Source organism: Sulfurovum sp. (assembly GCA_020525365.1).
GTDB lineage: Bacteria > Campylobacterota > Campylobacteria > Campylobacterales > Sulfurovaceae > Sulfurovum.
In genome coordinates, this window is sequence record JAIZOF010000001.1 from 1,268,473 (window position 1) to 1,293,977 (window position 25,505).

Annotated in this window: 25 protein-coding genes; 10 read left to right on the plus strand and 15 right to left on the minus strand. The window is 38.4% G+C overall.

Features of this window, described 5'->3' with window-relative positions:
- Positions 1-2 precede the first annotated feature (2 nt).
- Positions 3-443, minus strand: a complete 441-nt coding sequence (locus LGB01_06355) for a hypothetical protein (protein MCB4753818.1) — start codon at positions 441-443, stop codon at positions 3-5.
- A gap of 158 nt (positions 444-601) precedes the next feature.
- Here LGB01_06355 and LGB01_06360 point away from each other — a divergent pair, with 158 nt between their 5' ends.
- On the plus strand, positions 602-1,390 hold the full coding sequence (locus LGB01_06360; GenBank protein MCB4753819.1) for a sulfite exporter TauE/SafE family protein: 789 nt from the start codon (positions 602-604) through the stop codon (positions 1,388-1,390).
- A gap of 36 nt (positions 1,391-1,426) precedes the next feature.
- Positions 1,427-2,515 (plus strand): tRNA pseudouridine(13) synthase TruD, encoded by a 1,089-nt coding sequence (locus LGB01_06365; GenBank protein MCB4753820.1) that lies wholly within the window; start codon positions 1,427-1,429, stop codon positions 2,513-2,515.
- Position 2,516: 1 nt separating this feature from the next.
- On the opposite strand, the gene LGB01_06370 is transcribed toward LGB01_06365, so the two are convergent.
- From LGB01_06370 to serB, 10 genes are all read right to left on the minus strand, one after another.
- Complete coding sequence (locus LGB01_06370; GenBank protein MCB4753821.1) at positions 2,517-3,812, minus strand: DEAD/DEAH box helicase; 1,296 nt, start codon at positions 3,810-3,812, stop codon at positions 2,517-2,519.
- A gap of 1 nt (position 3,813) precedes the next feature.
- Positions 3,814-4,866: a CNNM domain-containing protein gene (locus LGB01_06375; GenBank protein ID MCB4753822.1), complete on the minus strand. Its 1,053-nt coding sequence runs from the start codon at positions 4,864-4,866 to the stop codon at positions 3,814-3,816.
- 18 nt (positions 4,867-4,884) lie between these two features.
- Entirely contained in the window at positions 4,885-6,249 is a 1,365-nt protein-coding gene (gene mgtE / locus LGB01_06380; GenBank protein MCB4753823.1) for a magnesium transporter, read from the minus strand.
- A gap of 150 nt (positions 6,250-6,399) precedes the next feature.
- A complete protein-coding gene (gene pckA, locus LGB01_06385) occupies positions 6,400-7,992 on the minus strand; it encodes a phosphoenolpyruvate carboxykinase (ATP) (GenBank protein ID MCB4753824.1) in 1,593 nt (530 codons plus the stop codon).
- Between the two features lie 113 nt (positions 7,993-8,105).
- Positions 8,106-9,455, minus strand: a complete 1,350-nt coding sequence (locus LGB01_06390) for a sodium ion-translocating decarboxylase subunit beta (protein MCB4753825.1) — start codon at positions 9,453-9,455, stop codon at positions 8,106-8,108.
- Between the two features lie 2 nt (positions 9,456-9,457).
- Positions 9,458-11,248: a biotin attachment protein gene (locus tag LGB01_06395; GenBank protein ID MCB4753826.1), complete on the minus strand. Its 1,791-nt coding sequence runs from the start codon at positions 11,246-11,248 to the stop codon at positions 9,458-9,460.
- A 10-nt stretch (positions 11,249-11,258) separates the two neighbouring features.
- Positions 11,259-11,504 carry an OadG family protein gene (locus LGB01_06400; GenBank protein ID MCB4753827.1) on the minus strand — a complete coding sequence of 82 codons (246 nt, stop codon included), beginning with the start codon at positions 11,502-11,504 and terminating at the stop codon, positions 11,259-11,261.
- A gap of 72 nt (positions 11,505-11,576) precedes the next feature.
- The gene (locus tag LGB01_06405; protein ID MCB4753828.1) at positions 11,577-12,959 is read right to left on the minus strand and encodes a DEAD/DEAH box helicase; all 1,383 of its coding nucleotides are present in this window, start codon (positions 12,957-12,959) and stop codon (positions 11,577-11,579) included.
- A gap of 100 nt (positions 12,960-13,059) precedes the next feature.
- Positions 13,060-13,827, minus strand: coding sequence for an undecaprenyl-diphosphate phosphatase (locus LGB01_06410; protein MCB4753829.1), 768 nt, complete (start codon positions 13,825-13,827; stop codon positions 13,060-13,062).
- Between the two features lie 174 nt (positions 13,828-14,001).
- The gene (gene serB / locus LGB01_06415) at positions 14,002-14,625 is read right to left on the minus strand and encodes a phosphoserine phosphatase SerB (GenBank protein MCB4753830.1); all 624 of its coding nucleotides are present in this window, start codon (positions 14,623-14,625) and stop codon (positions 14,002-14,004) included.
- 180 nt (positions 14,626-14,805) lie between these two features.
- On the opposite strand from serB, the gene LGB01_06420 reads away from it, so the two are divergent.
- Positions 14,806-15,729 carry a methylenetetrahydrofolate reductase gene (locus LGB01_06420; protein ID MCB4753831.1) on the plus strand — a complete coding sequence of 308 codons (924 nt, stop codon included), beginning with the start codon at positions 14,806-14,808 and terminating at the stop codon, positions 15,727-15,729.
- 58 nt (positions 15,730-15,787) lie between these two features.
- Here LGB01_06420 and LGB01_06425 read toward each other — a convergent pair whose 3' ends face one another.
- The 4 genes from LGB01_06425 to greA form a co-directional block, all read right to left on the minus strand.
- Positions 15,788-16,210, minus strand: a complete 423-nt coding sequence (locus tag LGB01_06425) for a DedA family protein (protein ID MCB4753832.1) — start codon at positions 16,208-16,210, stop codon at positions 15,788-15,790.
- Entirely contained in the window at positions 16,197-16,892 is a 696-nt protein-coding gene (locus LGB01_06430; protein ID MCB4753833.1) for a UDP-2,3-diacylglucosamine diphosphatase, read from the minus strand. The genes LGB01_06425 and LGB01_06430 overlap by 14 nt, the downstream gene beginning before the upstream one ends.
- 37 nt (positions 16,893-16,929) lie before the next feature.
- Positions 16,930-17,937, minus strand: a complete 1,008-nt coding sequence (gene argC, locus LGB01_06435) for an N-acetyl-gamma-glutamyl-phosphate reductase (GenBank protein ID MCB4753834.1) — start codon at positions 17,935-17,937, stop codon at positions 16,930-16,932.
- A 94-nt stretch (positions 17,938-18,031) separates the two neighbouring features.
- A complete protein-coding gene (gene greA / locus LGB01_06440; protein ID MCB4753835.1) occupies positions 18,032-18,523 on the minus strand; it encodes a transcription elongation factor GreA in 492 nt (163 codons plus the stop codon).
- 169 nt (positions 18,524-18,692) lie between these two features.
- On the opposite strand from greA, the gene lpxB reads away from it, so the two are divergent.
- From lpxB to mreC, 7 genes are all read left to right on the plus strand, one after another.
- Entirely contained in the window at positions 18,693-19,748 is a 1,056-nt protein-coding gene (gene lpxB / locus LGB01_06445) for a lipid-A-disaccharide synthase (GenBank protein MCB4753836.1), read from the plus strand.
- A 66-nt stretch (positions 19,749-19,814) separates the two neighbouring features.
- A complete protein-coding gene (locus LGB01_06450) occupies positions 19,815-20,894 on the plus strand; it encodes an epoxyqueuosine reductase QueH (protein ID MCB4753837.1) in 1,080 nt (359 codons plus the stop codon).
- 50 nt (positions 20,895-20,944) lie between these two features.
- Positions 20,945-21,394: a 3-hydroxyacyl-ACP dehydratase FabZ gene (fabZ, locus tag LGB01_06455; protein MCB4753838.1), complete on the plus strand. Its 450-nt coding sequence runs from the start codon at positions 20,945-20,947 to the stop codon at positions 21,392-21,394.
- 6 nt (positions 21,395-21,400) lie between these two features.
- Complete coding sequence (gene lpxA, locus LGB01_06460; GenBank protein MCB4753839.1) at positions 21,401-22,183, plus strand: acyl-ACP--UDP-N-acetylglucosamine O-acyltransferase; 783 nt, start codon at positions 21,401-21,403, stop codon at positions 22,181-22,183.
- A 19-nt stretch (positions 22,184-22,202) separates the two neighbouring features.
- Positions 22,203-23,423: an ATP-dependent Clp protease ATP-binding subunit ClpX gene (gene clpX / locus LGB01_06465; GenBank protein ID MCB4753840.1), complete on the plus strand. Its 1,221-nt coding sequence runs from the start codon at positions 22,203-22,205 to the stop codon at positions 23,421-23,423.
- Positions 23,424-23,444: 21 nt separating this feature from the next.
- Positions 23,445-24,479 carry a rod shape-determining protein gene (locus LGB01_06470; protein MCB4753841.1) on the plus strand — a complete coding sequence of 345 codons (1,035 nt, stop codon included), beginning with the start codon at positions 23,445-23,447 and terminating at the stop codon, positions 24,477-24,479.
- Positions 24,469-25,446 carry a rod shape-determining protein MreC gene (mreC, locus tag LGB01_06475; protein ID MCB4753842.1) on the plus strand — a complete coding sequence of 326 codons (978 nt, stop codon included), beginning with the start codon at positions 24,469-24,471 and terminating at the stop codon, positions 25,444-25,446. Before LGB01_06470 ends, mreC begins: the two co-directional genes overlap by 11 nt.
- The last annotated feature ends 59 nt before the right edge of the window (positions 25,447-25,505 follow it).

Below are 25,505 nucleotides of genomic sequence, written 5' to 3' on the forward strand. Positions count from 1 at the left end.
GACTAAACCTTGCACTCTTCTTTGAGCCCCTGAAGAAACTCAATAATACGAAGTTGAAAAAGGCGTTCCTCCTCATCTTTCTCATCAAGACACTCGTGCAGTTTTATTAAAAGTCCAATGTTAATCTTTTCACAAAAACGCTTCACTTCACACGCCTCTTTATTTACCTGCTGAACAAGATGCTCAAAGTCTAAACCATTATCTGTAATAATCTTTGCATGATACTCTTTAACCGTATCAATCAATAATGCTGCACGCTCTTGATCATCACCATAAATCTCATAAGCAATCTCTTTCATTTTCTGTTTTTCGCATTCACACATCTCTCCATTGCTTGAAATCATGAGTGTTAATATCTTTGCCCTAAACTCTAAAGAGCTGTGGTGATAAACCAGAAATTCACGAAACATCTTCATGATGGAACGCTTAAATGATTTAAACATTACTAATCCTCTGCGTTAATTAACATCATTTTAACAAAATAATACTATAGTTTTATAATTTTTCATAACTCAAATCTTGAAATAGGCTTCTTTAAGCATACACATAACATAAATCATTGTGGATATTATTTCAAATTTGAGTTAAAATGAGGAAATACATGAATAACATAGACCTTGTCATCATTCTCACCACAGCATTTCTTGGCAGTATTGGACACTGCATCGGTATGTGTGGCGGTATTGTTGTTGCTTACAGTTCTAGCAAAATTAATCAAAACTCCCCTTGGAGCCGTCAAGTTCTTTCACATCTAGCATACAATTTTGGGCGTATTACTACTTATGCTGTACTGGGAGCAATTTTTGGTTTTATAGGAAAGGTAATTGCCTTTACGCCTACCACCAAAGGAGTACTTTTTGTACTAACGGGAACCTTAATGATTCTCGCAGGTGCTTCATTGCTTGGTAATTTTACACTCCTCAGCTCTGCGGAGTACTCTATTTCCAAACAAGGGTGGTTTAAGAAGATGTTTCAAAAACTGATTAAAGATAGTTCTCTTTTTAGCTTCTATACGCTAGGAATGCTCAATGGCATCATTCCCTGTGGTCTGGTCTACTCTTTTGCCATCTTTGCTGCATCAACTGCCAACCCTCTGTGGGGAGCCATTGTTATGGCAACCTTTGGACTAGCAACCATCCCTGCCCTTTTCTTTCTTGGGGCCATTACCAAGTTTCTTCAGCATGGCAACCTACGTGGTACCATGATGAAACTTGCTGCTATGCTGGTAATTTTCTATGGGATTCTTACTCTTTACAAAGGGTATAAATTCATTGTCTACCCCAAAGAGACACAAAAGATGATAGACCAGATGCAATCAGGTAGTATCAAGAGTAAATTAGAGGGAAAGTGTGGTGGTGGCATGAAGTGTGAGCCAGGAAAATGTGGGTAAGTTGCTGCTGGTGGCTTTTACGCTATACTACACTTCATGAATCACATCAAACACTACGCCTACCCCCACACCCCTATACACTTTAATTTCAAGCAAACTATTACCAGATTTTTTGTAGAAGAGATACCTCTTTATTGCTTTACTCACAGTGGAAACCACCTTATACTCAAGATAAAAAAGACTGACATGAGTACTTGGAAACTTATTACTGTACTTGCCAAGGCAACAGGGCTTTCTGAGCGTGACATTGGTTATGCTGGACTCAAAGACAAAAGTGCCACCACTATTCAATACTTTTCCATTCCAAAACAGGCAGAAAAGATGCTCAATAAAAATCTTTCAACTGAGCGGGTAGAGGTACTTGAGCGTATACTCAACAAGGCGCCACTAAAAGTTGGGCATCTCAAAGGTAACCGCTTTTGCATCATACTGCACAGCATAAATGAAAAAGATGCAAAATGCTTTCATGTTACTGCCAAGATGATGCAGACAAAAGGTATTCCCAACTACTACGGCTACCAGCGTTTTGGAGAGGATGGCAAAAGCTATCTTCAAGGTAAAGAGATTGCTCACTCAGGAAAGAGACTCAAAGGAAGCCGTGAGAAACTGATGGTTGCCGCCTATCAAAGTTACCTGTTTAACAAATGGCTACAAAGTCGTGTGAAGCTCTCAAAGGTTATTCAGTCTGAAAAATTGAATATTGCTAGCAAAAAACTGAAGTATCCATTACCACTTGTAGAAGTACTTGCCAAACAGACACAATTTTTCAAACTCTTTTTAGGCGACATATTAATGCCTTATCCGTATGGAAAACCAGTATGCATTAAAGAGATGAGAGAAAGTGCAAAACAGTTTGAGAAGAAAAAGATTTCACCAACAGGGTTGCTGTGTGGTGCCAATGCACTGCGTGCACAAAATGATGCGTACCATCTTGAAGGATTTTTTGATGATGATGAGCTAACCAGTCTCAAAGGCGATAGACGTTTTGCTTGGATTTGGCCAAAAGAGGTCGAAACAGAATACAACAAAGAAAAAAAACAACTTACAGTAAACTTCTATCTTCCCAAGGGAGCTTATGCTACTACTTTTTTGGAAGAGATAGGAAAGTTTTCACTCAAAGAGTAAACTACTGCTTTTTCTTGGTCGTATCACAAAGCCTCCAGCCATCACGCTTAGTGGTTTTTCGCTTTTTTCCTCTTTTGTTTATGCCTTCTTTAGAAATAGGTTTCTTAAAGGCAGGTTTTTGTTTACGTTGTGAGGGTTGCAATAAATAGCCTCTAGATTTTACTTCTTTGGGAGCATACTCTGGCAGAATTACCTCTTTAATCTTACCATGAAGCACCTTCTGTAGATCATGAAGCTGCTCGATCTCGTCGGGGCTGACAAGGGTAATTGCTACCCCCTTCTTGCCTGCTCTCCCCGTGCGTCCAACACGATGAATAAAGTCATGCTTAACATGGGGGATATCATAGCTAATAACCACATCCAAATTGGTAATATCTAGCCCACGTGCAGCAATATCTGTAGCAACAAGTATCCGATAATGCCCATTTCTAAAAGAGAGTAGTGACTTTTTACGTTCTTGATGCATCCGTTCTCCATGGAGTATTCCAACCTTGTAGTCCCACTCTCTTAGCCCTTTGGCAACACCATCTGCAATCTCTTTTTTACGGACAAAAATAAGTACTTTTTTAAAATGATTAGAAGAGATAAGCCATGCTAGCAGTGCACCTTTTTTACTACGAACAACAGGATAGAGATACTGCGTAATAGTATCAGCAATCCTCCCAAGAGGATCAATCTCAATGCGTTTGAGTGGTTTAATATAAGTTTTAGTAAGCTTTACCACACGTGGCGTAATGGTTGCAGACACAATCACCTTCTGAGAACGTTCTGTCATCACTAAAAATATCTTTTTCAAATAAGGAACAAACCCCATATCAAACATCATATCAGCCTCATCCACAACAAGATGCTTAATACCTTTAATATCGATACGGTGTGCCTCTATGTGTTCAAGTACACGTTGCGGTGTTGCCACCACCACATCCATCCCATGCTCAAGACGCTTGATCTCATCTGTACGCTTACCTCCCCCTTGAAGCAGCACAATACGCAACCTTAGTGCCTCAACATAAGGCTTTGCCACTTCATACAGTTGTTGCGCCAGCTCTTTTGTTGGAGAGAGAATGAAAAGTTTAGGATAGTGGTGCATTGATGGTTCTTGGGGTACAATCATATCAAGTAATGGCAATAAAAAAGCAAGTGTCTTACCGCTACCTGTCTGTGCTGACGCAATAATGCTACTACCATTTTTGAGTACTGGTATCAGTTTTTTCTGAATGGGTGTTGGCTCTTTCAGTTCCTGTATCTCAAGGATTTCGAGTAGTGACTCAGAGAGCCCAAAAGAAGTAAAAGACATACTAATCGAGATTAAGGTCTTTTTTCTGCTGACGCCTTTGGAGACGCATCTTAAGCTTGGCAAGTTCACGCATATCAACATGCGTATCACTTTCATCAACAATCTCAACACCGAGAATGGTTTCAACACAATCTTCAAGTGTTACAATCCCTTCCATCTGATCATACTTATCGAGCACAAGAAACATATGTTCTTTCTTCTCAATAAAGAGATCAAGTGCCCACGAGACAGGCACCTGTTCATTAATACGATAGATATCTTTCTCGATATCATTGATTTTTCTGCTATCATCTTCAAGTGCTTGCTTAAAGAGTTGTTTTGTCAGTATCATTCCAGTAACATTCTCTATATTGTCATGATAAACTGGAATACGGGAATATTTAAAGATATCAGGCTCATTAGCAATAACATCTTGAATGGTACGGTTGTGTTCAATGGCAAAAACCACGCTTCTGGGTGTCAGAATGTTATGCACTTTAATATCGTCGAGTTTGAGAATATTCTCGATGATATCAGACTCCTGCTCGTCAAGTACTCCCTCATCTTCACTTAATAGTGCACTCTCAAGTAACTCTTCCTTACTTAAGCTTTGCCCTTCATTATCCTTTTTAATACGGTTTGTTACAAAGAGTGTTAGAAGAATAATGGGGTAGGTAAGCCAAATAAAAAATTTGATAATATATGCCGCCAAGGGTGAAAGTTGTTTCCAGTAGGTTGCACCAATAGTTTTTGGAATAATCTCTCCAAAAAAGAGGATGGCAAAGGTTAAAACAGCAGAGACCCAAAAAAGTGCTCCAGAACCAAATACATGTTCTGCCTGTACACCTACTGCTGCCGCACCAACAGTATTTGCAACAGTATTAAGAATGAGAATGGAGGCGATAGACTTATTGATATTCTTTTTATGCCATTTAAACAGTTTTCCCACTTTGGGATTCTCTTTTTCTAGTACAGAGATAAATGGTATCGTAATTGAAAGAAGAACCGATTCCAATACCGAACAAACAAAAGAGACAATAACTGCACCTAAAAAATATATTACCAGTAAATCCATAGTGTATTGCTATCCTTTTTAAAGTAAAATAATAGTCGCAAGACCCAAAAATACAAAAAATCCAACAATATCTGTTACTGTTGTCAGAATGACCGTACTACCAATGGCAGGGTCAATTCCAAATCGTTCTAGTAGTAGTGGAATAACTGAGCCAAAAAAACCGGCACTAAGTAGATTAATAATCATTGCCATTGCAATAACCACACCAAGCATCCCCTTATTAAACCATATTGCAGCAATAATACCAATAATAAGTGCAAAAATGAATCCATTAACAAGTGAAAGGATGACCTCCTTTCTAATAGTGCGATAAGCATCATTCTTGGCAATCTCGCCTAGTGCCAACTGTCGCACAACGACAGTTAAAGATTGTGTGCCAGCATTACCACCCATAGAGGCAACAATGGGCATTAGTACCGCTAGCGCCACATATGCTTGAAGTGTCTCTTCAAATATTCCAATGACCAGCGAAGCAATAATGGCTGTAGAGAGGTTAATTCCTAACCATATTGCACGTGCCTTTCCTGCTTTAAGAAGACCATCATCCTCTTCAGCATCATCATTAACCCCTGCTAAGTGGTATATTTGATCTGTCGCATGTTCATTAATGATATCATAAATGTCATCAGAGGTAATACGCCCAAGTAATTTACCATACTCATTGACAATTGGCATAGAGTTTAAGTCATATTCCTGAAACTTTTGAACAATCTCTTTAATATCATCATGATCATGTCCAATAATTGGTTTATACTTCTCAGGGTTCTCCCAAATATCCTCTCTGAGTGTCTTTTGCGGATCAAAAACAATCAAATCATCAAGCCCAACACCATAACGCAAATAGTCTTCATCGTCGGTTACAAAGAGGTAGTTAATATTCTCTAGTGCTCCTTCACGTTTAAGTTTGGCAAACCCTTTAATAACATCTTCAACCTTTTGATCAAGTTTGGCAGAGTAAACCTCCACCTGCATGTAAGCACCAGCTTCATCTTCTTCATACTGCTTAAGCTGAAGAATATCCTTCTGATCCTCTTTATCAAGCTTCTCAAAAACCTCTTTTGCCACAGAGTCATCATGCTCTTCAAGCTCCTGAATAAAGTCGGTCTGATCATCAGATTCCATTTCCGAAAGTGACTCTGCAATTTCCTGTGGGGTGAAGCTCTCAACAATATCCCCAAAGTAGCGATCAGGAAGTTCCAATGCAACATCGGCAATAAGCTCTTTGGGGATATGCTTCAGCGCTTCACCAAAGTCACTCTCATTCATATCCTTAAGAAGATTGGCAATCTCAGAAGGATGAAGCTCATCTTGTGGATGAATATTGAGATAATGTTTGAGCTTATCCATGCTATGCTTCCTTATTATAAAAATACGCAGTATTATACTCGAATTTGAGAGAGAATAAAAGAGATAAAGATTGTATCTATCTTGTTGTTTTAGTATAAAATCATATTGTAATACTTTAGAATTAATTAACTTCTACTATTTTTGTTCATAAAGGGGCACCCCCCTAAGCAATAGAGGGAAGATAATTTAAAGTTGTGGACCAGCAGATGCAAAATCAAACTCTCCACCTTTATCATCATAGCGGTGGAAGTTCTCGATAAACATCTTAGCAAGTTTTGCTAACATTGTGTCATATTCTACTTTATTAGCCCAAGTATTTCTCGGGTTTAGCACCATATTATCTTTAACGCCATCAAGTGTTTTGGGAATTTTCAAATTAAAAGTTGATAGTGTCTCAAACTCAGCATTATTAATGGAGCCATTGAGAATACCATCGATACATGCTCTAGTATCCTTGATGCTCATACGTTTACCTATGCCATAAGGACCACCTGTCCATCCAGTATTCACCAGATAGACATTGACGTTATGCTCATCAATCTTCTTCCCAAGAAGTTCTGCGTAGACAGTCGGGTGCAATGGTAAAAATGCTTCACCAAAACAAGCAGAGAAGGTTGCAACTGGTTCAGTAATGCCACGTTCAGTACCAGCAACTTTTGCTGTATATCCACTTAAAAAATAATACATTGCCTGTTCTTTAGTTAATTTACTAACTGGTGGCAACACCCCAAATGCATCAGCAGTAAGGAAAATAATATTATTAGGGTGACCTGCCTGCAAGTCAGGTTTATGGTTTTTAATGTGTTCAATAGGGTAAGAAACACGGGTATTTTCTGTTTTAGAGCTATCAGAATAATCAACATTTCCATTTTTATCTGCTACAACATTCTCAAGTAGTGCGTCTTTAATAATGGCACCATAAATTTCAGGCTCAGACTTAGGATCAAGATTAATTACTTTAGCATAACATCCACCCTCAAAATTGAAGACACCGTTATCATCCCATCCATGCTCATCATCACCAATGAGTGCACGATGCGGATCAGTAGAAAGTGTCGTTTTTCCTGTACCAGAAAGTCCAAAGAAGAGACAAACATCCCCTTCTTTTCCAACATTGGCAGAGCAATGCATAGAGAGCTTTCCTTCAAGCGGTAGCCAGTAGTTCATCATAGAAAAAATACCTTTTTTCATTTCACCACCATACCAAGTCCCACCAATAATAGAAATATTGTCTTCAATATTAAATACAACAAAGACATCAGAATTAAGTCCATGCTCTTTGTATTTCTCATCGACTACTTTACAAGCATTATAAACAGTAAACTCAGGCTCAAAACACTCCAATTCCTCTTCTGTAGGGCGAATGAACATATTTTTAACAAAGTGTGCCTGCCACGCTACTTCTGTAATGAAACGAATAGAACGCCTACTTGCCTTACTTGCGCCGGTAAAGACATCCATGATATATATCTTCTTGCCTGAAAGCTGATTTCTCGTAAGATCTAAAAGTTCTTCATAGACTTCTTTTTTAATTGATCTATTGACATCACCCCATGCAATATGCTCATTTGAAGGTGGCTGATCCACAAAATACTTATCTTTTGGACTTCTTCCAGTAAAGATACCTGTATCACACATTGCTGTGCCTGAAGTAGAAATCCTACACTCTTGTTTGTTTATCTCATACGATTGCAACTCATCATAACTCAAATTGTAATAGACTTCTTGAATGTCTTTTAACCCTAGTTTATCAAGTCTATTGGGCGTTCTGGTACTCATTGGTATCCTCTTTTATTTAAATGCTATGCCAAAAGCATATCTCAAAAAAAATACCTTTTCTGAAATATACCTTTTTATTATAAAGCAAGAAACCCTTACTTTATAATAGATTTCTATTTAAAAATAGAAAGAAGCACACCAGCTGCAACTGCTGAACCAATAACTCCTGCCACATTAGGACCCATCGCATGCATCAGTAGAATATTTCCTGGCTTTGCCTCGGAACCAACCTTGCTTGAAACACGTGCTGCCATTGGTACTGCAGATACCCCTGCAGACCCAATCAGTGGGTTAATAGGCTCGCTAGAGAACTTATTCATAACTTTTGCCATCAATACACCAGCTGCTGTACCTGCTGCAAATGCAAGTAGGCCAATAACCATAATACCCAGTGTCTCAGGAACAAGAAACTTATCTGCCTGTAGTGTCATACCAACACCAAATCCAAGAAAAATAGTTACAATATTAATCAGTGAGTTTTGCATCTCATTACTCAATCTATCCACCACACCAGACTCTTTAGCAAAATTACCAAACGCAAAGGATCCCATCAGTGGTGCTGCATCGGGTAGCACTAAAGTAATCATCATAATCACCACCAAAGGAAAGACAAGTTTTTCTAGTCTATGTACCTTTCTGCTCGTCTTCATCACAATCTTACGCTCTTCTTCTGTCGTTAATGCCTTCATAATTGGAGGCTGAATAACTGGCACAAGTGCCATATAAGAGTATGCTGCAACAGCAATTGCTCCTAACATCTCAGGAGCCAATGCTGAAGCAATGAAGATTGAGGTTGGACCATCCGCACCCCCAATAATAGAGATAGCTGCAGATTGTTTCAAAGTAAAGTCAACCATACCAGTGTATTGTGAGAGTGCTGCAGCACCAACCAAAGAACCAAAAATACCAAACTGTGCTGCACCACCAAGTAGTGCTGTTTTGGGGTTAGCAAGTAGCGGACCAAAATCAGTCATTGCCCCTACTCCCATGAAAATCAACAAAGGAAAAAACTCATTAGCAATACCCATACCATAAATAATCCCCAGCATTCCATGTGGTCCTGTCATATTGGCAATAGGAATGTTTGCCAGCAATCCACCAAAGGCAATAGGTAATAGCAACAATGGTTCAAATCCTTTACCGATCGCAAGATAGAAGAGAATAAAGATAATAATGAACATAATTACACGTCCCCAACTTTGGGAAAATTTACTCACCTCCACACCCTGACCATTTTTTACACCCTCTTTAGGATTGATGATTGCATCCAAACCTGTGGTGTGAAAAAAACTAACAATGAGCTCGGTCACACTTTTTGGATGATAGCTTGCTTTCTCTTCAGCGATTAACTGCTCTTGTGTCTTAAAGTGACGCATGCCACTTTCTTGTTCATTAGCAGTTGCTGTATTTGTTAAAAAGGCAAATATAAAAAGTGTAGAGAACAACAGATACTTAATCTTCATAATTACTCCATTGTAGCAAGTAGTTGTCCATCAGTGACCGCATCATTCACGTTGATATTAATAGACTTAATCGTACCTGCCTGAGGTGCTGCAATATCAATCTCCATTTTCATTGCTTCAAGAATCATAATCACCTCACCTTCTGCAACATTGTCTCCTGCATTTTTCAAAATCTTCCAAACATTACCTGGGGTCTGAGAATGGATTTCAATACTTCCCTCTCCACTAACCACAGGTGCTGCTGGTGCTGGTGTAGACGTAGGTGTTGTTGTCATCGGTGCAATTTGAACATCACCACTTCCCTCTGCCACTTGAACGCTATACTGCTTACCGTCAACTACTACCGTATAATTTCCTGCCATATTTCTTTCTCCACAATTATTTTCTTTACCTTTTCTTACCATCAATGGTGATTCACCCTTGAGGAACGCAATACCTTTCTGGTCACATGATGCTGCAATAAAAATATTTTCTTCAGTTGTTTCTAGACCTTCTTCTTCAAGAATTTTTGTCCAGTGCACGATAGATTTTGTCTCATCCCTGTCAGCAATATCAAGAGGATTTTCTATAGTCGGATCAAGCTTAAGCTTCTGGCTTGCCAACTCAACAATCTTACGATCTGGCTCCACCGGTGTCTTACCAAAGTATCCTAATACCATTTTTCCATAACCTGGAGCAATTTGCTTCCATGGTCCAAACATCACATTGGCATATGCTTGTTGCCAATAAAACTGACTGACAGGTGTTACTGAAGTACCATAACCGCCACGCTCAACAACCTCTTTCATTGCCTTAATGACTTCATCAAATTTATCAAGATCACCATTATCTCTCATCATCTGTGTATTGGCAGTCAGTGCGCCACCTGGCATTGGAGAGAATGGAATAAGTGGACTAACTTGTGTTGCCTCTGGTGGAACCATATATTCGGCTAAACACTCCTTAAGTCTCTCTTCATATTTGAGAACCTTGTCAAGCTTCAAATCACCAAGATTGTAGTTTGTCCCTTTTGTTGCATGTAACATTGTTAGAATATCAGGCTGGGAAGTACCGCCACTAACTGGACTTGCTGCCATATCAATACCATTGGCACCTGCTTCAAGTGCTGCAAGATAGGATGCTACAGAGACACCTGCTGTCTCATGTGTGTGTAACCTCAAATGAATACTGTCGCCTAAAAGATTTCTTGCCATTGCAATGGTCTCATAGACCTTATGAGGATTGGCTGTACCTGAGGCATCCTTAAAACAGACAGAATCAAACTCTATACCACTGTCAAGTATATTTCTCAGTGTTTTCTCATAGAATGGCACATCATGTGCTCCTTTGCATCCTGGAGGTAGATCCATCATGGTTACGACTACTTCGTGGTTCATGTTGTGCTTCTTGATACACTGTGCTGAATACTCAAGGTTATTAACATCATTGAGTGCATCAAAGTTACGTACCGTTGTAGTACCATGCTTGGCAAACATTTTTGCAAAAAGGTCAATCATCTCACGACTTCCGGTATCAAGCATAACCGTATTGATACCACGAGAGAGGACCTGAAGATTTGCTTCAGGTCCTACAATCTCACGGAATCCATCCATCATCTCAAATGCATTCTCTTGAAGATAAAAGAAAAGTGACTGAAAACGTGCACCACCACCAAATTCAAAGTGCGTAACTCCTGCCTCTTTCGCTGCCTCAACCGCTGGAAAAAAGTCGTCCATTAATACACGACCACCAAAGACAGACTGAAAACCATCTCTGAACGTCGTATCCATTACATCAATATATTTTTTAGCCATTTAAAACCTTTTATTTGTATTTATCTTTACGAAATTCTGCAATTGTTGCAACGATAGCAGCTATATGATGAGTGTCTTGTGTCTGATCAGATTGTAAAGATGAAGTTGATACTTCTGGTGTTTTTTCGAGGAAATACTTATTAATAATCTTTGCTTGAAGCTTCATGACTTGTACCAATACAAGTAAAAAAATAAAGACAATCAGCATACCAAGCATCATAAACTTGAGAGCTTCGCCTACGAGTGAATATTCCATTTATGGTTACCTTTATCAATTGGTTTACAAATTTTAAACCCGTTTTGCTTTGGGTTAGTTAAAAAATTTTGGTTATCTTCGCTTTTTTCTACGATTGTTGGAACGGGTAGCTTTTTGTTTATTTTCATAACCTTCTAACATGCCATCTACAGTCTGCTGATCAAAGCCTATCTGATCTCCAGTATTATACCGCTCTTGCTCAATCACCCTAGAAACAAGCTTTTCAAGAAGTACTTCCTTGTTTATGTCTCCAAGCACTTCAATAACCTGTTTTGCTTCAGTGTGAACCGATAATGCACGTATCTGATCAGCAAGATACCCTATGCTCGTATCATTCAGCTCTTCGTTGTCCTGAATAGTTGCCAAACACATCTGGGCTCCTACCTCTTTTTGAATACGCTGCAATTCTTTAAACTCTTCAGTGGTCACCAAAGTAATTGCTTGCCCTCTTTTGCCTGCACGTCCTGTACGACCAATACGATGGACATAGCTTTGTGGGTCAAAAGGAATATGATAGTTAAAAACATGGGTTACATCCTTGACATCCAACCCTCGTGCAGCAACATCGGTAGCAACCATAATTTTTGTCTCTCCTCTGCGGTAAGATCGAATGAGTACTTCACGATCTTGTTGCTCAAGATCTCCATGTAAACCCGTAGCATTAAAACCCAGTGCATTCAAGTGCTCTGTTAGTCTATCAACTTCACGCTTCATGCGACAAAAGATAATACATTTATTGATATCTTCTGTTTCTAACAGCTTTACAATGGCTGTATCACGTTGACTCTCATTAATAACACAATAGCGTTGCTCAATCACATTATTGGTTGTCTCTTCTTCACCAATAACTGAGATAAATTCTGGCTGATAGAGAATATGATTAGCAAGCTCCTTAATGGGTTCAGGCATCGTTGCTGAAAAAAGCAATGTTTGACGATTTTGTGGAATATATTCAAAAATATCCTTAATCTCATCAAGAAAGCCCATATCAAGCATCTCATCTGCCTCATCAAGTACAACAATCTCGGGATTGAGCACATCAATCTTTCCTTTATGATAGAGATCTTTCAATCTGCCTGGTGTTGCTACCACAATCTGTACTCCTTTATGAATAAGTGCAATCTGTCGACCATACCCTACCCCACCATAGACAGTCAGAGTACGTATACCAGCAAAACGCCCAAGATGATAAAGCTCATCACTCACCTGCGTAGCAAGCTCACGTGTAGGGGTAATAACAAGTGCACGCTCAATCTCACCTCTAGCAAGTTTGTCCATCATTGGTAGTCCAAAAGCTGCAGTTTTTCCTGTACCTGTATGCGCTTGTGCAACTAAGTCTTTTCCTTCCTCAATGATTGGAATTGCCATTTTTTGAATAGGACTTGGCTCTTTAAACCCTGCAATCTTTACCCCTTTAGCAATATCATGATGAAAGTTAAATTCATGAAATTTCATTCTCTTCCTTTGAATAGATACAAATCTACTTTTGCAAAATTTTGTCCAAAAGAACTTTTGAACTTAACCAAAGCTCCCAAAGGAGATTTTATAAATTCAATTATCCTATATTTACCAATAGGATGACTCCAAATATAATCCGATAGATACCAAATGCTACAAAGGTAAAGCGTTGTAAAAATACTAAAAAGAGCTTAATAGTCATATAGGCAACTATAAATGCTATCACAAATCCAACAAAAAATGCTCCCCAATTGGCATTGAAAAACTCGTGGTAGTATTTAAGCAATTGATATCCACTTACTGTTGCCATAACAGGAATAGCAAGCAAAAAACTAAATTCTGTTGAAGTCTTCCGGTTAAGCCCTACGAGCAGTCCTCCGATAATAGTAGCTCCTGCTCTACTCGTTCCAGGTATCAGTGAGAAAACTTGTGCTATACCAATCCAAAGTGCTTGCATATGAGAAACCTTTTCTGTATCCTTGATATGTATCTCCTTTCCTTCATAAAAGTACTCGACCGCCAGAAAAACAATACCACCGATAATAAACATCCATGCAACCGTCTGTACATTTAAAAGGGTTTTAATCTGGTCTTTAAAAATAAAGCCGACAACAGCAAGGGGAAGAAAGGCAACAAAAAGTTTCATCCACAAGTCAATCTTCTTGAAGGTAATCTTTTCTCTGTAGATAAGCATGACTGCCAAAATGGCAGCAAACTGGATAATAATCTCGTATGCTTTAATTAGGTCATTCTCCATTACCCCAAGAAATTTTAAAGCGATAATCATATGTCCTGTTGAGGAGATAGGCAGAAACTCCGTAAACCCTTCGATGATCCCAATGATCACCGCCTGAAAAATATCCATATATCAATTCCTTTGGAATTAAAGTGAAGAGTGAATGTCCTATATTTTTTAATGCTCAATGTTTTATTTTAATCACATTAAACACACATAAAGCACCATTGTATCATTAAAGAGTTTAGGGTGTTGCAAGATAAAAATAAATATTTCTCAAATAATCAATTTATCACACGCTTCCTAGATACACTTTAGTATCTCGCACAAATCCTTTACATCGACACAGTGTGTTGCCGCCTCCTTCAGTATAGACTTGGCACAAAATGCTATACGCGTATTGGCATGAGCAAACATACTTAAATCATTGGCACCATCTCCCACAACAAGTGTATCTTCATATCCAACACCAAGTAGCTTTTGTATGCGGATAGTCATATCGCCTTTAGCGTCAGAATACATCATCTCGCCTCCTACTTTTCCAGTTAATATACCATTTTCATCATGTAGGAAGTTAGAAAAATCTGCATCAATACCTAATCTCTCACAGATAGGCTTAGTAGCATTACGAAAACCGCCAGAGAAGCAGACAACAGTATAGCCTCTCTTTTTCAGCTCAGCCACTACTTCAGCTGCTCCGGGCATCAAAGGTAGATTTATACAAATATTATCAACTTTGACTTTCTCTAGTCCTTCTAGTAGTGCAACTCTAGCAACAAGTGATTTGAAGAAATCAAGCTCCCCTGCCATAGCACGTTCAGTAATAGTAGCTACTTGTTCTTCTATCCCTAGTGGCTTTGCTAAAAAATCAATGGTTTCTCCATCCATCAGTGTTGAATCAAAATCAAATATAGCCAACTTACCCATTTATGGTTACCTCTATGTATTATTTGGGTAAAATTATAGCCAAATGAAGCTTCTGAACTTTCTACTTCTTTATTGACGCAAGTAGCAAGAAGGAGAGAGTTTAAATGAAAGTGCTTAATGCAAAAATACTGTGATAATTCGCAACAATTATAAATATATTAATGTATAAGATAGGAAAATATGTTCGAAACATTCTGTGATTTTTTATGCAATAAAACCAAAAAATTTATTACTGTTGAAGTCAACCCGCCTCATGGGGCTTCTCTTGATAGCATCATCAAGGATATACGCAAACACAATCTACATGAAAAAGTTAGTGGTTTCTCTTGTACCGACAATCCTCTTGCTAAGCTCAAGATGAGTGGTGTACTCTCTGCCATTAAGCTTCAACAGACCTTTGGTAAACCTGTATTAGCTACCATGAGCATGCGCGATAAAAACAAGCTATCCTTGCAGTCAACACTACTTGGTGCCAATGATTTTGATTTGCGTTGTATTCTTGCGCTCACGGGTGACCCTGCAAAGTACTCTGACCAACCAGAGGTTAAGGGGGTGCTTGAACGTGACTCAACACTACTCTTGAGTATTATCTATCATCTTAATAATGGGGTGGACTACTCTAATAAACCACTTAATCCTTCCCCTAAGCCCATCTATCCCTTTGCGGTAAGCAATAGCTATGCTAAAGATATAAAAAAGCTCCAAAAGCGTATGGTTAAAAAACTTGACTATGGTGCACGTGCCATCATTACTCAACCCGTCTACGACATAAATAGTGCCAAAGAGCTTCTTGCTCTCTTTGAAGAGGCAAAAGAGATGAGTATCCGTGATACTGCCAAAGAGGCACAGATGGTTCTAGGACAATTTCCTATTGTTCGTGCAAAAACAGCAAACTTTATTGATGATAAAGTACCAGGTATCTCTGTCCCCAAGGAGATTATTGACGAGATGAATCTTGCAGCAATGGATAGCGAAACCAAAGAACAAGAGGTTGGATTTTCCCTCTCAAAACAGATATTTGATGCTGTAATGAAAGCACATGGAAAGGTACATTTGATGACACATAACCGATTTGATCTGTGTGCTAATCTTATTGGTGGCTGATAAAAAATAGATTTCTACTATATTCTGATGCTACAAAAAGTATATACATAGCATATTTCTAGGATATACCCCACGCATATCCACCTATAATAATACTATAGCGTACTCCTTTTGCTACAAAAACAATCCAAATAAACTTCTTAAGATCATACTTTAATACCCCAGCAACAAAAGTGAGTGGGTCACCAATAATAGGCATCCAACTTAATAGCAGTATCCAGCCACCCCATTTTTCAAAATACCTATGTGCTTGTGTCATCTTTTCCGAAGAAAGGTAATCCCGTTGCTTCAAAAAGTGCTCCCCTTTCAAGCCCAACCAGTAATTAAATAGTGAACCAAGCATATTGCCCATGGTTGCAAAGAGCCACAGAAGTATAGTAGAATAATTTTGAGAGAGATCATAAATCAATAATACTTCACTCCCTACAGGAAAGAGCGTAGCAGAGACAAATGCTACAAGGAAAAGACTAAGATAAACCATCAATATCTACAAATAAAATATTGCCCCCCTTGATGACTGCTACTTGTTTCTGGCAAGCGAGTGAAGGGAGTGAAACGTAGTCTCCTATCACCTTTGCTTGATGAAAATGCCCTTCAATCACCAAATCAACATTATCATAGTGTCTCATAATTGCCTCTACACGATCTTTGAGACCCTCAAAAGAGTAGCAAATATACTTTTGTGAGAGCTTTTTTATACGATGATTAATAATCTGTTTTTGAAAAGGACGAAGCACTTTAAGTGTAACAGCATTGCGTAGTAATTTGCAGTAAATATCATACACTAGCCCTGCAGCATACTTGTCTCCATGGGAAATGGCAACCTTTTTACTACCCATGGCAAACATAACAGGCTGTGCTTCTCTATTATAAACATGTATATTTGGAAAAATTTCTTGGAGACAGAAATCATGATTACCTTCAAAATAGTAGATCTCCATAGTTTGAGAAAGAACCTGTAATAGGCTTATTGCTTTCTTGGAAAAGGTTTGAATATAGTCATTGTATCCAAACAGAAGATCAAAGTTATCCCCCATCAAAAAAAGCTGCGAAGCTCTAATATTGCCAGAGAGAAGCTTCTGAAGCAAAAACGGAAATTCCTCCCCGTGATGAGGGTAATGGGAGTCCGCAATAAACAAGGCATCTTCTTTTAGTATCAACATTCCATCATCCTCTTCACCCATTAATCTTTCATTTTAACTATGGGACATATGCGATTGTAGGTATCCCCATCCCTTCATCATATCCACACATCAGGTTTGCTGCAACAAGTGCTTGCGAACTGGCACCTCGTAACAGATTGTCAATAGCAGAGCTAACAAAAAGTGTGTTACCATTAACCATAGCATAGATATCACAAAAGTGAGTGCCTGCAGTACTTTTAATATCAACTGGTTTTTCACATATACGAATAAATGGATCATCTATATAGATCTCTTTAAGTACTGCCAGTGGATCAATATCATCTTTAAGGGTTGCATAGATGGAGACAAGCTCTCCTCGTGTTGCAGGAATGAGATGTGGTACAAAGTTTACCTGCATCTTGGCACCGTGTATCTTCTCTATTTTCTCAGCTATTTCAGGTGCATGACGATGTTTGAGTGGATTATAGGCAAAGATATTATCATTAATGCCTACAAAGTGGGTCTCATTGCTCAGCTTCTTTCCTGCCCCACTCACTCCTGATTTGGCATCAATAAAAAGTGGCGCAGAGACATCAAGATAGGGAATAAATGGTAAAATACCGAGCAGGGTTGCTGTAGGGTAGCATCCCGGTCCTGCAGCAAGATTGGTATTTTTAAGCTCTTCGCGGTAGTACTCGATGAGTGCATAGACGGACTTTGAAAGGTGTGTCTTATCCTCATGTTTACAGTAGTATGCCTCGTAAGTTTCAAGCTCCAAACGATAGTCAGCTGAAAGATCAACCACCTTCAAGCCTGCCTCAATAAGATACTTAGCAAAACCCATAGAGGTTTTGTGAGGTAGTGCCAAAAAGACTAAATCACAATGTTTAATAACACTATCGATATCAGCTTTATCTACTGACATTGTTACTACCCCATTCAAAGAAGGATGAAGTTGTTCAATCATCGTATCACCTCGTGAAGTTGCCAGATAACTCAACTCAAAACCTGGATGCATTACCAACATCTTAACCAGTTCCAACCCTGTATATCCACTGGCACCCACAATACCTACTTTTACCATAAAAACTTTCCTTTACTTTATGTACTTAACAATAATTTAAAACTACTTTACAAACAGAAGTATTGTAAAACAATATATTAACACTTTTCATTCTTTACAGCTTAAGGACAATCTCCTCAAATAGCACCTCTTCAATCTCATATACTTTTTTACCACTTGGAAGGTTTAGCTCTACCTCATCTCCCTCTTCTTTTCCAATAAGCACGCGTGCCATGGGTGACTGGAATGAAATGAGTCCCCTCTCAGGCTGTGCCTCCATACTTCCAACAATAGTATATTTATTTTCCTCACCACTCTGCTGGCAGGTCAGGCAAATTGTTGAACCAAAGCTAATACGCTCATGTGCCAGCGCTGAAGGGTCAACCACCTGTGCACGCCCAATAATATCAGTTAATTCAGAAATACGTGCTTCCATTAATCCCTGTTTCTCTTTCGCAGCATGATACTCTGCATTCTCCTTAAGGTCGCCAAGTTCCCTTGCTTCATCTATCACCTTGGCAATCTTACCTCTTTCGTGAGTCTTCAGTTGTTCCAATTCTTCACTCAGATTGACATAAGTTTCACGCAACATCGGCTCTTTTTGCATGACTTTTCCTTTAAATATATTTAATTTAAGATAAACAATTAAAGTATTATAGCAAATATATTTATAGTGATAACTACACACAAATTATATCTCTAAGTTATCAAGGTATACAAAAGTCAAAAAATTTTTAGTATACTTCCTTTCAATATTTAAGTAAAGGCGGTCTATTATGAAAGTGCTTGTTTCTGCCCTTGAACCCTCTTCTAATCTCCATCTACATGAAGTACTTAAACATACACAAGGCATTGAGCTTATAGGGATTTTTGATAAGCACATTGATCAGGGAAGACCGCTCTACGACATTACCGAAATGGCAATCATGGGTGTGGTTGATGCCATTAAAAAGCTACGGTGGTTCTTCAAGGTGATAGATGAGATGGTTGATTTAGCGAAAGAAGCAGACAAGATACTTCTAATGGACTCTTCAGGCTTCAACCTGCCTCTTGCCAAAAAACTTAAAAAACGCTATCCAAACAAAGAGATTATCTATTATATCCTTCCTCAGGTATGGGCAAGTCGTCCTAAACGAGTCAAAAAACTAGAAAAATATTGCGATAACTTGCTAGGTATTTTGCCATTTGAGACTAGCTGTTATCCTAGTGGAAAAGCACGTTATATTGGACATCCATTACTTGATGAGATCACCTCTGCCTGTAACCCTAAAGAAAATAGAGGCTGCATTGCCTTCTTTCCAGGAAGTCGAAAAAGTGAGATAGAGCGTCTCATGCCTATTTTTCTTAAAGTACGCAAAAAATTACCCAATATCCGCCCTTTACTAGTCATACCGCCACACTTTAGTCGTAACCAAATTGCCAAGCTCTATATCGGTAACCGTAATTTTGAGATTGTCCGCAATACACACGAAGCTCTCATGTGTGCCGAATTTGCCTTTATTTGCTCAGGTACTGCCACACTTGAAGCGGCCCTCATGGGTACCCCTTTCACTCTCGCCTATATTGCTAAGCGTTTTGATTTTTTTATTGGTACAAAAATACTAGGTATTACACAAGTAGGACTGGCAAATATCATCCTTTCTCATTATAACAATACTACATTACACAAAGAGCTACTCCAGGAAGATGTTACTGTCAACAATCTTCTTGCAGAATATTACAATACCGACCAAAAACAATTTGCTAAAAAAGCCAAAGAGCTCAAAAAATATCTTGGGTATGGCAGCAGTAAAAATGTAGCAGAGATACTAATGAAGAATGAGGAGTTTTAATATAATGAAATATATATTTAAAGTTTTTTTTCAAAATAGAACTACTACCTTAGCAAGGAATACAACTTGCTAGTACATATCTGCTGTGCTGTTGACAGCCACTACTTTCTCCAAAAACTCCGTAATGATTATCCAAATGAGAGGCTAATTGGATTCTTTTATGACCCCAATATCCACCCCTACTCTGAATACTATCTACGGTTACTCGACGTTAAACGAAGCTGTAAAATACTCGATATAGAGCTCATCGAGGGAGAATACGATACCAAGGCATGGCTTGAGGCGGTTAAAGGATTAGAAAAAGAACCCGAAAAAGGTGCACGTTGTGCGGTTTGCTTTGATAGACGCTTTGAAGTAAGTGCACAAAAGGCTGCTGAGATAGGAGAAGAAGCTTTTACTTCTACCCTGCTTACTTCCCCCAAAAAGTCACTCAAACAGCTTAAAATTGCAGGTGAAACCCTTGCCAAGCGTTTTGGCGTACAGTTTCTTACCCTCGATTACCGTAAAGCCTCTGGTACACAAGAACAAAATGTTATAGCAAAAGAAAATCAACTCTACCGTCAAGACTACTGCGGCTGTCTTTTTGGGTTGACAATGCAACGCGAACAACAGCAAAAACTTGCTGACGAACTCTTTATGCCCATATCAGGACAGGTACAACCAGAGTCTATTGAAGCACGTATTGCATTATATGAAGAAAGGTGGCAACTCGAGACAAAGAAAACCCACTACCAAATTGTCAAACAACACTTTTTAAACTGGCGATTAAAATTTGCCACACTTCGTGTACGCAAGGAAGTCATTCCTGCACATATTCTACCTTACTCGGTACTCAAAAATAACTATACTAGAGGTAAAATAGAATACAAGATAGATACACTACACTACATGAACCGCAATGAGGTAAAATTTATTACACTTGAAAGCTATAATACCTTGAGCAAAACACACTATAAAAATGTAACCGAACTAATATTCTCTCCGCCCTCTTTTGATAAGGAAGTAGATATTAGAAATAAGCTAAAAATGGGTGCATACGATCTTTCTACTATACTTATTGTAGATGAGATACCAAATCATAAAATAGAACTATTTATTGAGAGTGAAATTTATAATGATGTTAAAGAGGTACTTATTACACTCTAATAAACTTTACGATAAAATACTCAAAATTTGATATAACAAAAGGTTTTTGCGTGCTTTATAATGTTGTTGATATTCAAAAAATTCTTCCTCATAGGTATCCCTTTCTTCTGGTTGATCGTATTACCAAATTAGAAGAGAAAGTTTGTATCGAAGGATACAAAAATGTCTCTATCTCTGAACCTGTATTTCAAGGACACTTCCCTGATCATCCTATCTACCCTGGTGTGATGATTATTGAGGGTATGGCACAGGCTGGTGGCATATTGGCATTCAAAAGTATGGATAATATAACCCAAGAAGAAATTGCCAACAAGGTAGTCTACTTTATGAGTATTGACAAGGCAAAGTTTCGTTCTCCTGTCACTCCAGGTGACCAATTGGTCTACAAGATTAATGTCATCAAAAATAAAGGTGCGGTATGGCAACTTAGTGCTGAAGCTTATGTTGATGATAAAATAGCTGCCCAAGCTGAGCTCAAAGCTATGATTGTGGATAGATAATTCCAAATGAAACATATTCATCCAACCGCTATTATCGAAGAGGGGGCTATTCTTGGGAAGAATGTGACTGTAGGTCCATTTACTTATATTGGATCACACGTCAAAATAGGTGACGAAACCTCTATTGCCTCCCATGCTGTTATTGAAGGTTTCACTACTATAGGAAAACACAATCATATCTTCCCACATGCAGCAGTAGGAACAGTCCCTCAGGACCTGAAGTATAGTGGAGAAGAGAGTGAGCTTATCATCGGTGACAATAACACTATCCGTGAATTTACCCTACTCAACTCTGGCACTAAGGGTGGTGGCATGGTTACTAAAATCGGTAACCATAATCTGCTGATGGGATATGTTCATTTGGGACATGATGTTATGCTTGGCGATCATTGTATCCTTGCCAATGGTGCAACCTTAGCCGGTCATGTTGAATTGGGTGACCATGTAGTTATCGGTGGGTTAACACCAGTACATCAATTTGTACATATTGGTGACTATGCTATGGTTGGTGGCGCAAGTGCTGTTTCTCAAGATATTCCACCATACTGTCTTGCAGAAGGAAACCGTGCCATACTTCGAGGGCTAAATCTAACTGGTCTAAGAAGAAAGATTGATCGAGAAGAAATCAATGCACTTAAAAATGCCTATCGCAAACTTTTTGAGCAAGGAGATCCTCTACAAGATATTGCACAGGAGATTCTCAAAAGAACTGACTCACTATATGTAAAATCTCTTTGTATGTTTATTGAAACATCTAAACGTGGTATACCATATACCAGAAAAGCATAATTAACCAAAAGGAATATGAATGCCACATAAAGCTTGTAGTTTCTGTGCTGCTACTGAAAATGAAGAGAATCCACTCATAGCTGGTGACAATGCTTATATCTGTTCAAATTGTGTCATTTCAGCATATAAGATTCTTTTGGGAGAAGAAGGAGAAAACGAATCTGAACAGGATGCCCAAACGCATATACTTTACACACCCAAAGAGATAAATGCCATACTAAATGAATATATCATTGGGCAAGAGAATGCCAAAAAAACACTCTCCGTGGCTGTATATAACCACTATAAACGAATTTTTAAGCACAGTACTAATGACGATACCCAAATTTCTAAATCTAATGTACTACTCATTGGTCCAACAGGCTCGGGAAAAACATTATTGGCACAAACTATTGCACATTTTCTTAATGTACCCATTGCCATTGCAGATGCAACCAATTTAACAGAAGCTGGGTATGTAGGTGAAGATGTAGAGAATATTCTTACTAAACTACTCATGGCAGCTGATGGAGACCCCAAGCGTGCCGAACAGGGCATTGTCTTCATCGACGAGATAGATAAGATTGCACGCATGGGTGAAAACCGTTCCATCACACGTGATGTTTCCGGTGAAGGCGTGCAGCAAGCACTTCTAAAGCTTATTGAAGGTTCTATTGTAAATATTCCGCCTAAAGGTGGACGCAAACACCCCAACCAAGACTTTATTCAAATTGACACCTCCAACATCCTCTTCATCTGTGGTGGTGCATTTGATGGACTTGATGATATTCTCAAGCGTAGGCTAGGATCCAATGTACTTGGATTTGGTCAGAAAAAACGTTCTAAAAAAGATGAGGAGAATCTACTCCATATGATAGAAGCAGACGATCTTGTTTCCTTTGGATTGATTCCTGAACTCATAGGACGCCTTCATATCCTTGCTACATTGGGAGAAATTACCAAGGAAAATATGGTTCGTATTCTTACTGAACCAAAAAATTCACTGGTTAAGCAATATCAAAAACTCTTTGAAATTGACAATGTTATCTTGACATTTGAAGCAGATGCACTCACGCTTATTGCCCAAAAAGCTCTTAATAGAAAAACAGGAGCAAGAGGGTTACGCTCTATTATGGAAGAAATTTTACTAAACATTATGTATGAACTTCCAGAACTTGAGGGCTATGAGGTAGTTATCACCAAAGATGTTGTGGAGCATGGTGCAAAACCACTCTATATTAAAGATAAAAAAATTGCATAGCGCATTAAAAAGGATTATAACATGTTCAAAAAACTATTAGGGGCATTTTCTACTGATCTTGCTATTGACCTTGGAACAGCCAACATACTTGTGCTCGTCAAAGATCAAGGAATCGTGATCAACGAACCCTCAGTTGTTGCCATTCAGTATGACAAACACGGACAAGAACAAATTCTTGCTGTTGGACAGGAAGCAAAAGATATGGTTGGAAAAACACCAGGAAATATCCGTGCTATTCGCCCCATGCAAGATGGCGTTATTGCAAATTTTGAAATAACAGAATTAATGATTCGTTACTTTATTGAAAAAGCACACAAACGTAAAGGATTCCTCTCTCCACGCATTATTATCTGTGTTCCCTATGGGCTAACACAGGTTGAACGCCGTGCAGTAAAAGATTCAGCCGAAAATGCTGGTGCACGTTATGTCTATCTAATAGAAGAGCCAATGGCGGCAGCAATTGGTGCGGGTATTTCAGTTAAAGACCCTAACGGGAACTTGGTTGTCGATATTGGAGGTGGTACTACCGAAATCGGTGTCACATCATTAGGAGGACTGGTACAGAGCAAATCAATTAGAGTCGGGGGTGATCATATCGATCGAGCAATTGTTGATTATGTTAAAAAAGAGTTCAACCTGGTTATCGGTGAGCGTTCTGCTGAAGAACTTAAAATTAAAATTGGTACAGCCATACCGTTAGAAGAAGAACTTGTAAAAACTGTTTGTGGGCGTGATCAGATAGAGAGAGGGCTCATATCAATTGAACTTACTTCAGAGCATCTTAGGATAGCAATGAAAGATTCTATTGAAGAAATAGTATCTGCAGTCAAAGATGTAATCGAACTAACACCTCCTGAACTTGTAGGTGATATTGTTGAAAATGGTATTGTCCTTACTGGTGGTGGTGCACTGATACGTGGACTTGACCAGTACATATCAAATATTGTCAAACTACCTGTCTTTATTGCCGAAGAACCGTTACTTGCTGTTGCAAAAGGAACAGGTAAGGCACTTGAACAATTAGATTTACTCCAACAAACGGCATATGAAGACTAGAATTTTTATTCTTATACTATTGTTATTGATATTAGGAATGTTTCTTTCAAGAAACTATGGGGAGCATATAGCCAGTACCATTCTTAATCTAATAAACCCTATCAAACAAAGCTATAGAGAATTAACTCAAGAGATTGAAGAAAAAGGAAATGGTTATCTCTTTCAAGAAAAGTTTATTAAAAAATTAAGAGAGGAAAACCATATTCTTCGCAAACAGTTGCTTGAGCAAGCACACTATATTCAACAAATACAACATACCCATCAGGTACTTTTTGGTTCTAAAAAACTTCCAGAAAATAATATTGTCTTTACCAATACCATCTCATATACTAAGCTCAATAATTTCTCCCAAATCATACTAACAAAACCAAAAGATATGCAACCAAATAAACTATATGGACTTGTTCAGAAAAATGTTGTTGCAGGAATCGCGTATTTAAATAGTGGTCAACTATATGGCTATCTTACTTCTGATGCAAAATGCCGTTTTCCAATCTTTATAGGCAATAAAAAAGCACCAGGCATTGCCTTTGGGCTTGAAAAGAATAAGATGATTGTTAAGTTTATTCCAAAATGGTATAACATCAAGAAGGGAGACAAGGTTATTACTTCGGGTCTTAATAATATTTTCTTTGCTGGATTGCCTGTTGGAATTGTAACAAAAGTTAATATGGAAAATGCCTATAAGGTTGCTTACATTAAGACTTATGCCGATCTATTTCATCCTGATGCATTTTTTCTTATTAAAGATGCAAAGATATCTCTAGCCAAACTATTGGGCAATAAACCAATCCATTCTATAGAGCCAATATCTCAAAAAGATCTTTCTCATGTCTCGAGCATTCCCTCACATATTGATCAGACACAAACAGAGGTAATAGAATTAAACAGCTCTAAACCAAAACTACAAAAAAATGGCTCTAAAAATAAATTTTATGATTTACTTGATTTCTTAAAAATATTCTAAATCCTTCCTATTTTAAGGGCACTTTTTACCCTTTTTTTGTATAATTTCAAACTAAAATT

Excerpts from the sequence above, each read along its gene's own strand:
- LGB01_06355 (MCB4753818.1), bottom strand. The coding sequence starts at position 443 with ATGTTTAAATCATTTAAGCGTTCCATCATGAAGATGTTTCGTGAATTT.
- LGB01_06360 (MCB4753819.1), top strand. The coding sequence starts at position 602 with ATGAATAACATAGACCTTGTCATCATTCTCACCACAGCATTTCTTGGC.
- LGB01_06365 (MCB4753820.1), top strand. The coding sequence starts at position 1,427 with ATGAATCACATCAAACACTACGCCTACCCCCACACCCCTATACACTTT.
- LGB01_06370 (MCB4753821.1), bottom strand. The coding sequence starts at position 3,812 with ATGTCTTTTACTTCTTTTGGGCTCTCTGAGTCACTACTCGAAATCCTT.
- LGB01_06375 (MCB4753822.1), bottom strand. The coding sequence starts at position 4,866 with ATGGATTTACTGGTAATATATTTTTTAGGTGCAGTTATTGTCTCTTTT.
- pckA (MCB4753824.1), bottom strand. The coding sequence starts at position 7,992 with ATGAGTACCAGAACGCCCAATAGACTTGATAAACTAGGGTTAAAAGAC.
- LGB01_06390 (MCB4753825.1), bottom strand. The coding sequence starts at position 9,455 with ATGAAGATTAAGTATCTGTTGTTCTCTACACTTTTTATATTTGCCTTT.
- LGB01_06395 (MCB4753826.1), bottom strand. The coding sequence starts at position 11,248 with ATGGCTAAAAAATATATTGATGTAATGGATACGACGTTCAGAGATGGT.
- LGB01_06400 (MCB4753827.1), bottom strand. The coding sequence starts at position 11,504 with ATGGAATATTCACTCGTAGGCGAAGCTCTCAAGTTTATGATGCTTGGT.
- LGB01_06405 (MCB4753828.1), bottom strand. The coding sequence starts at position 12,959 with ATGAAATTTCATGAATTTAACTTTCATCATGATATTGCTAAAGGGGTA.
- LGB01_06410 (MCB4753829.1), bottom strand. The coding sequence starts at position 13,827 with ATGGATATTTTTCAGGCGGTGATCATTGGGATCATCGAAGGGTTTACG.
- serB (MCB4753830.1), bottom strand. The coding sequence starts at position 14,625 with ATGGGTAAGTTGGCTATATTTGATTTTGATTCAACACTGATGGATGGA.
- LGB01_06420 (MCB4753831.1), top strand. The coding sequence starts at position 14,806 with ATGTTCGAAACATTCTGTGATTTTTTATGCAATAAAACCAAAAAATTT.
- LGB01_06425 (MCB4753832.1), bottom strand. The coding sequence starts at position 16,210 with ATGGTTTATCTTAGTCTTTTCCTTGTAGCATTTGTCTCTGCTACGCTC.
- LGB01_06430 (MCB4753833.1), bottom strand. The coding sequence starts at position 16,892 with ATGTTGATACTAAAAGAAGATGCCTTGTTTATTGCGGACTCCCATTAC.
- argC (MCB4753834.1), bottom strand. The coding sequence starts at position 17,937 with ATGGTAAAAGTAGGTATTGTGGGTGCCAGTGGATATACAGGGTTGGAA.
- greA (MCB4753835.1), bottom strand. The coding sequence starts at position 18,523 with ATGCAAAAAGAGCCGATGTTGCGTGAAACTTATGTCAATCTGAGTGAA.
- lpxB (MCB4753836.1), top strand. The coding sequence starts at position 18,693 with ATGAAAGTGCTTGTTTCTGCCCTTGAACCCTCTTCTAATCTCCATCTA.
- lpxA (MCB4753839.1), top strand. The coding sequence starts at position 21,401 with ATGAAACATATTCATCCAACCGCTATTATCGAAGAGGGGGCTATTCTT.
- clpX (MCB4753840.1), top strand. The coding sequence starts at position 22,203 with ATGCCACATAAAGCTTGTAGTTTCTGTGCTGCTACTGAAAATGAAGAG.
- LGB01_06470 (MCB4753841.1), top strand. The coding sequence starts at position 23,445 with ATGTTCAAAAAACTATTAGGGGCATTTTCTACTGATCTTGCTATTGAC.
- mreC (MCB4753842.1), top strand. The coding sequence starts at position 24,469 with ATGAAGACTAGAATTTTTATTCTTATACTATTGTTATTGATATTAGGA.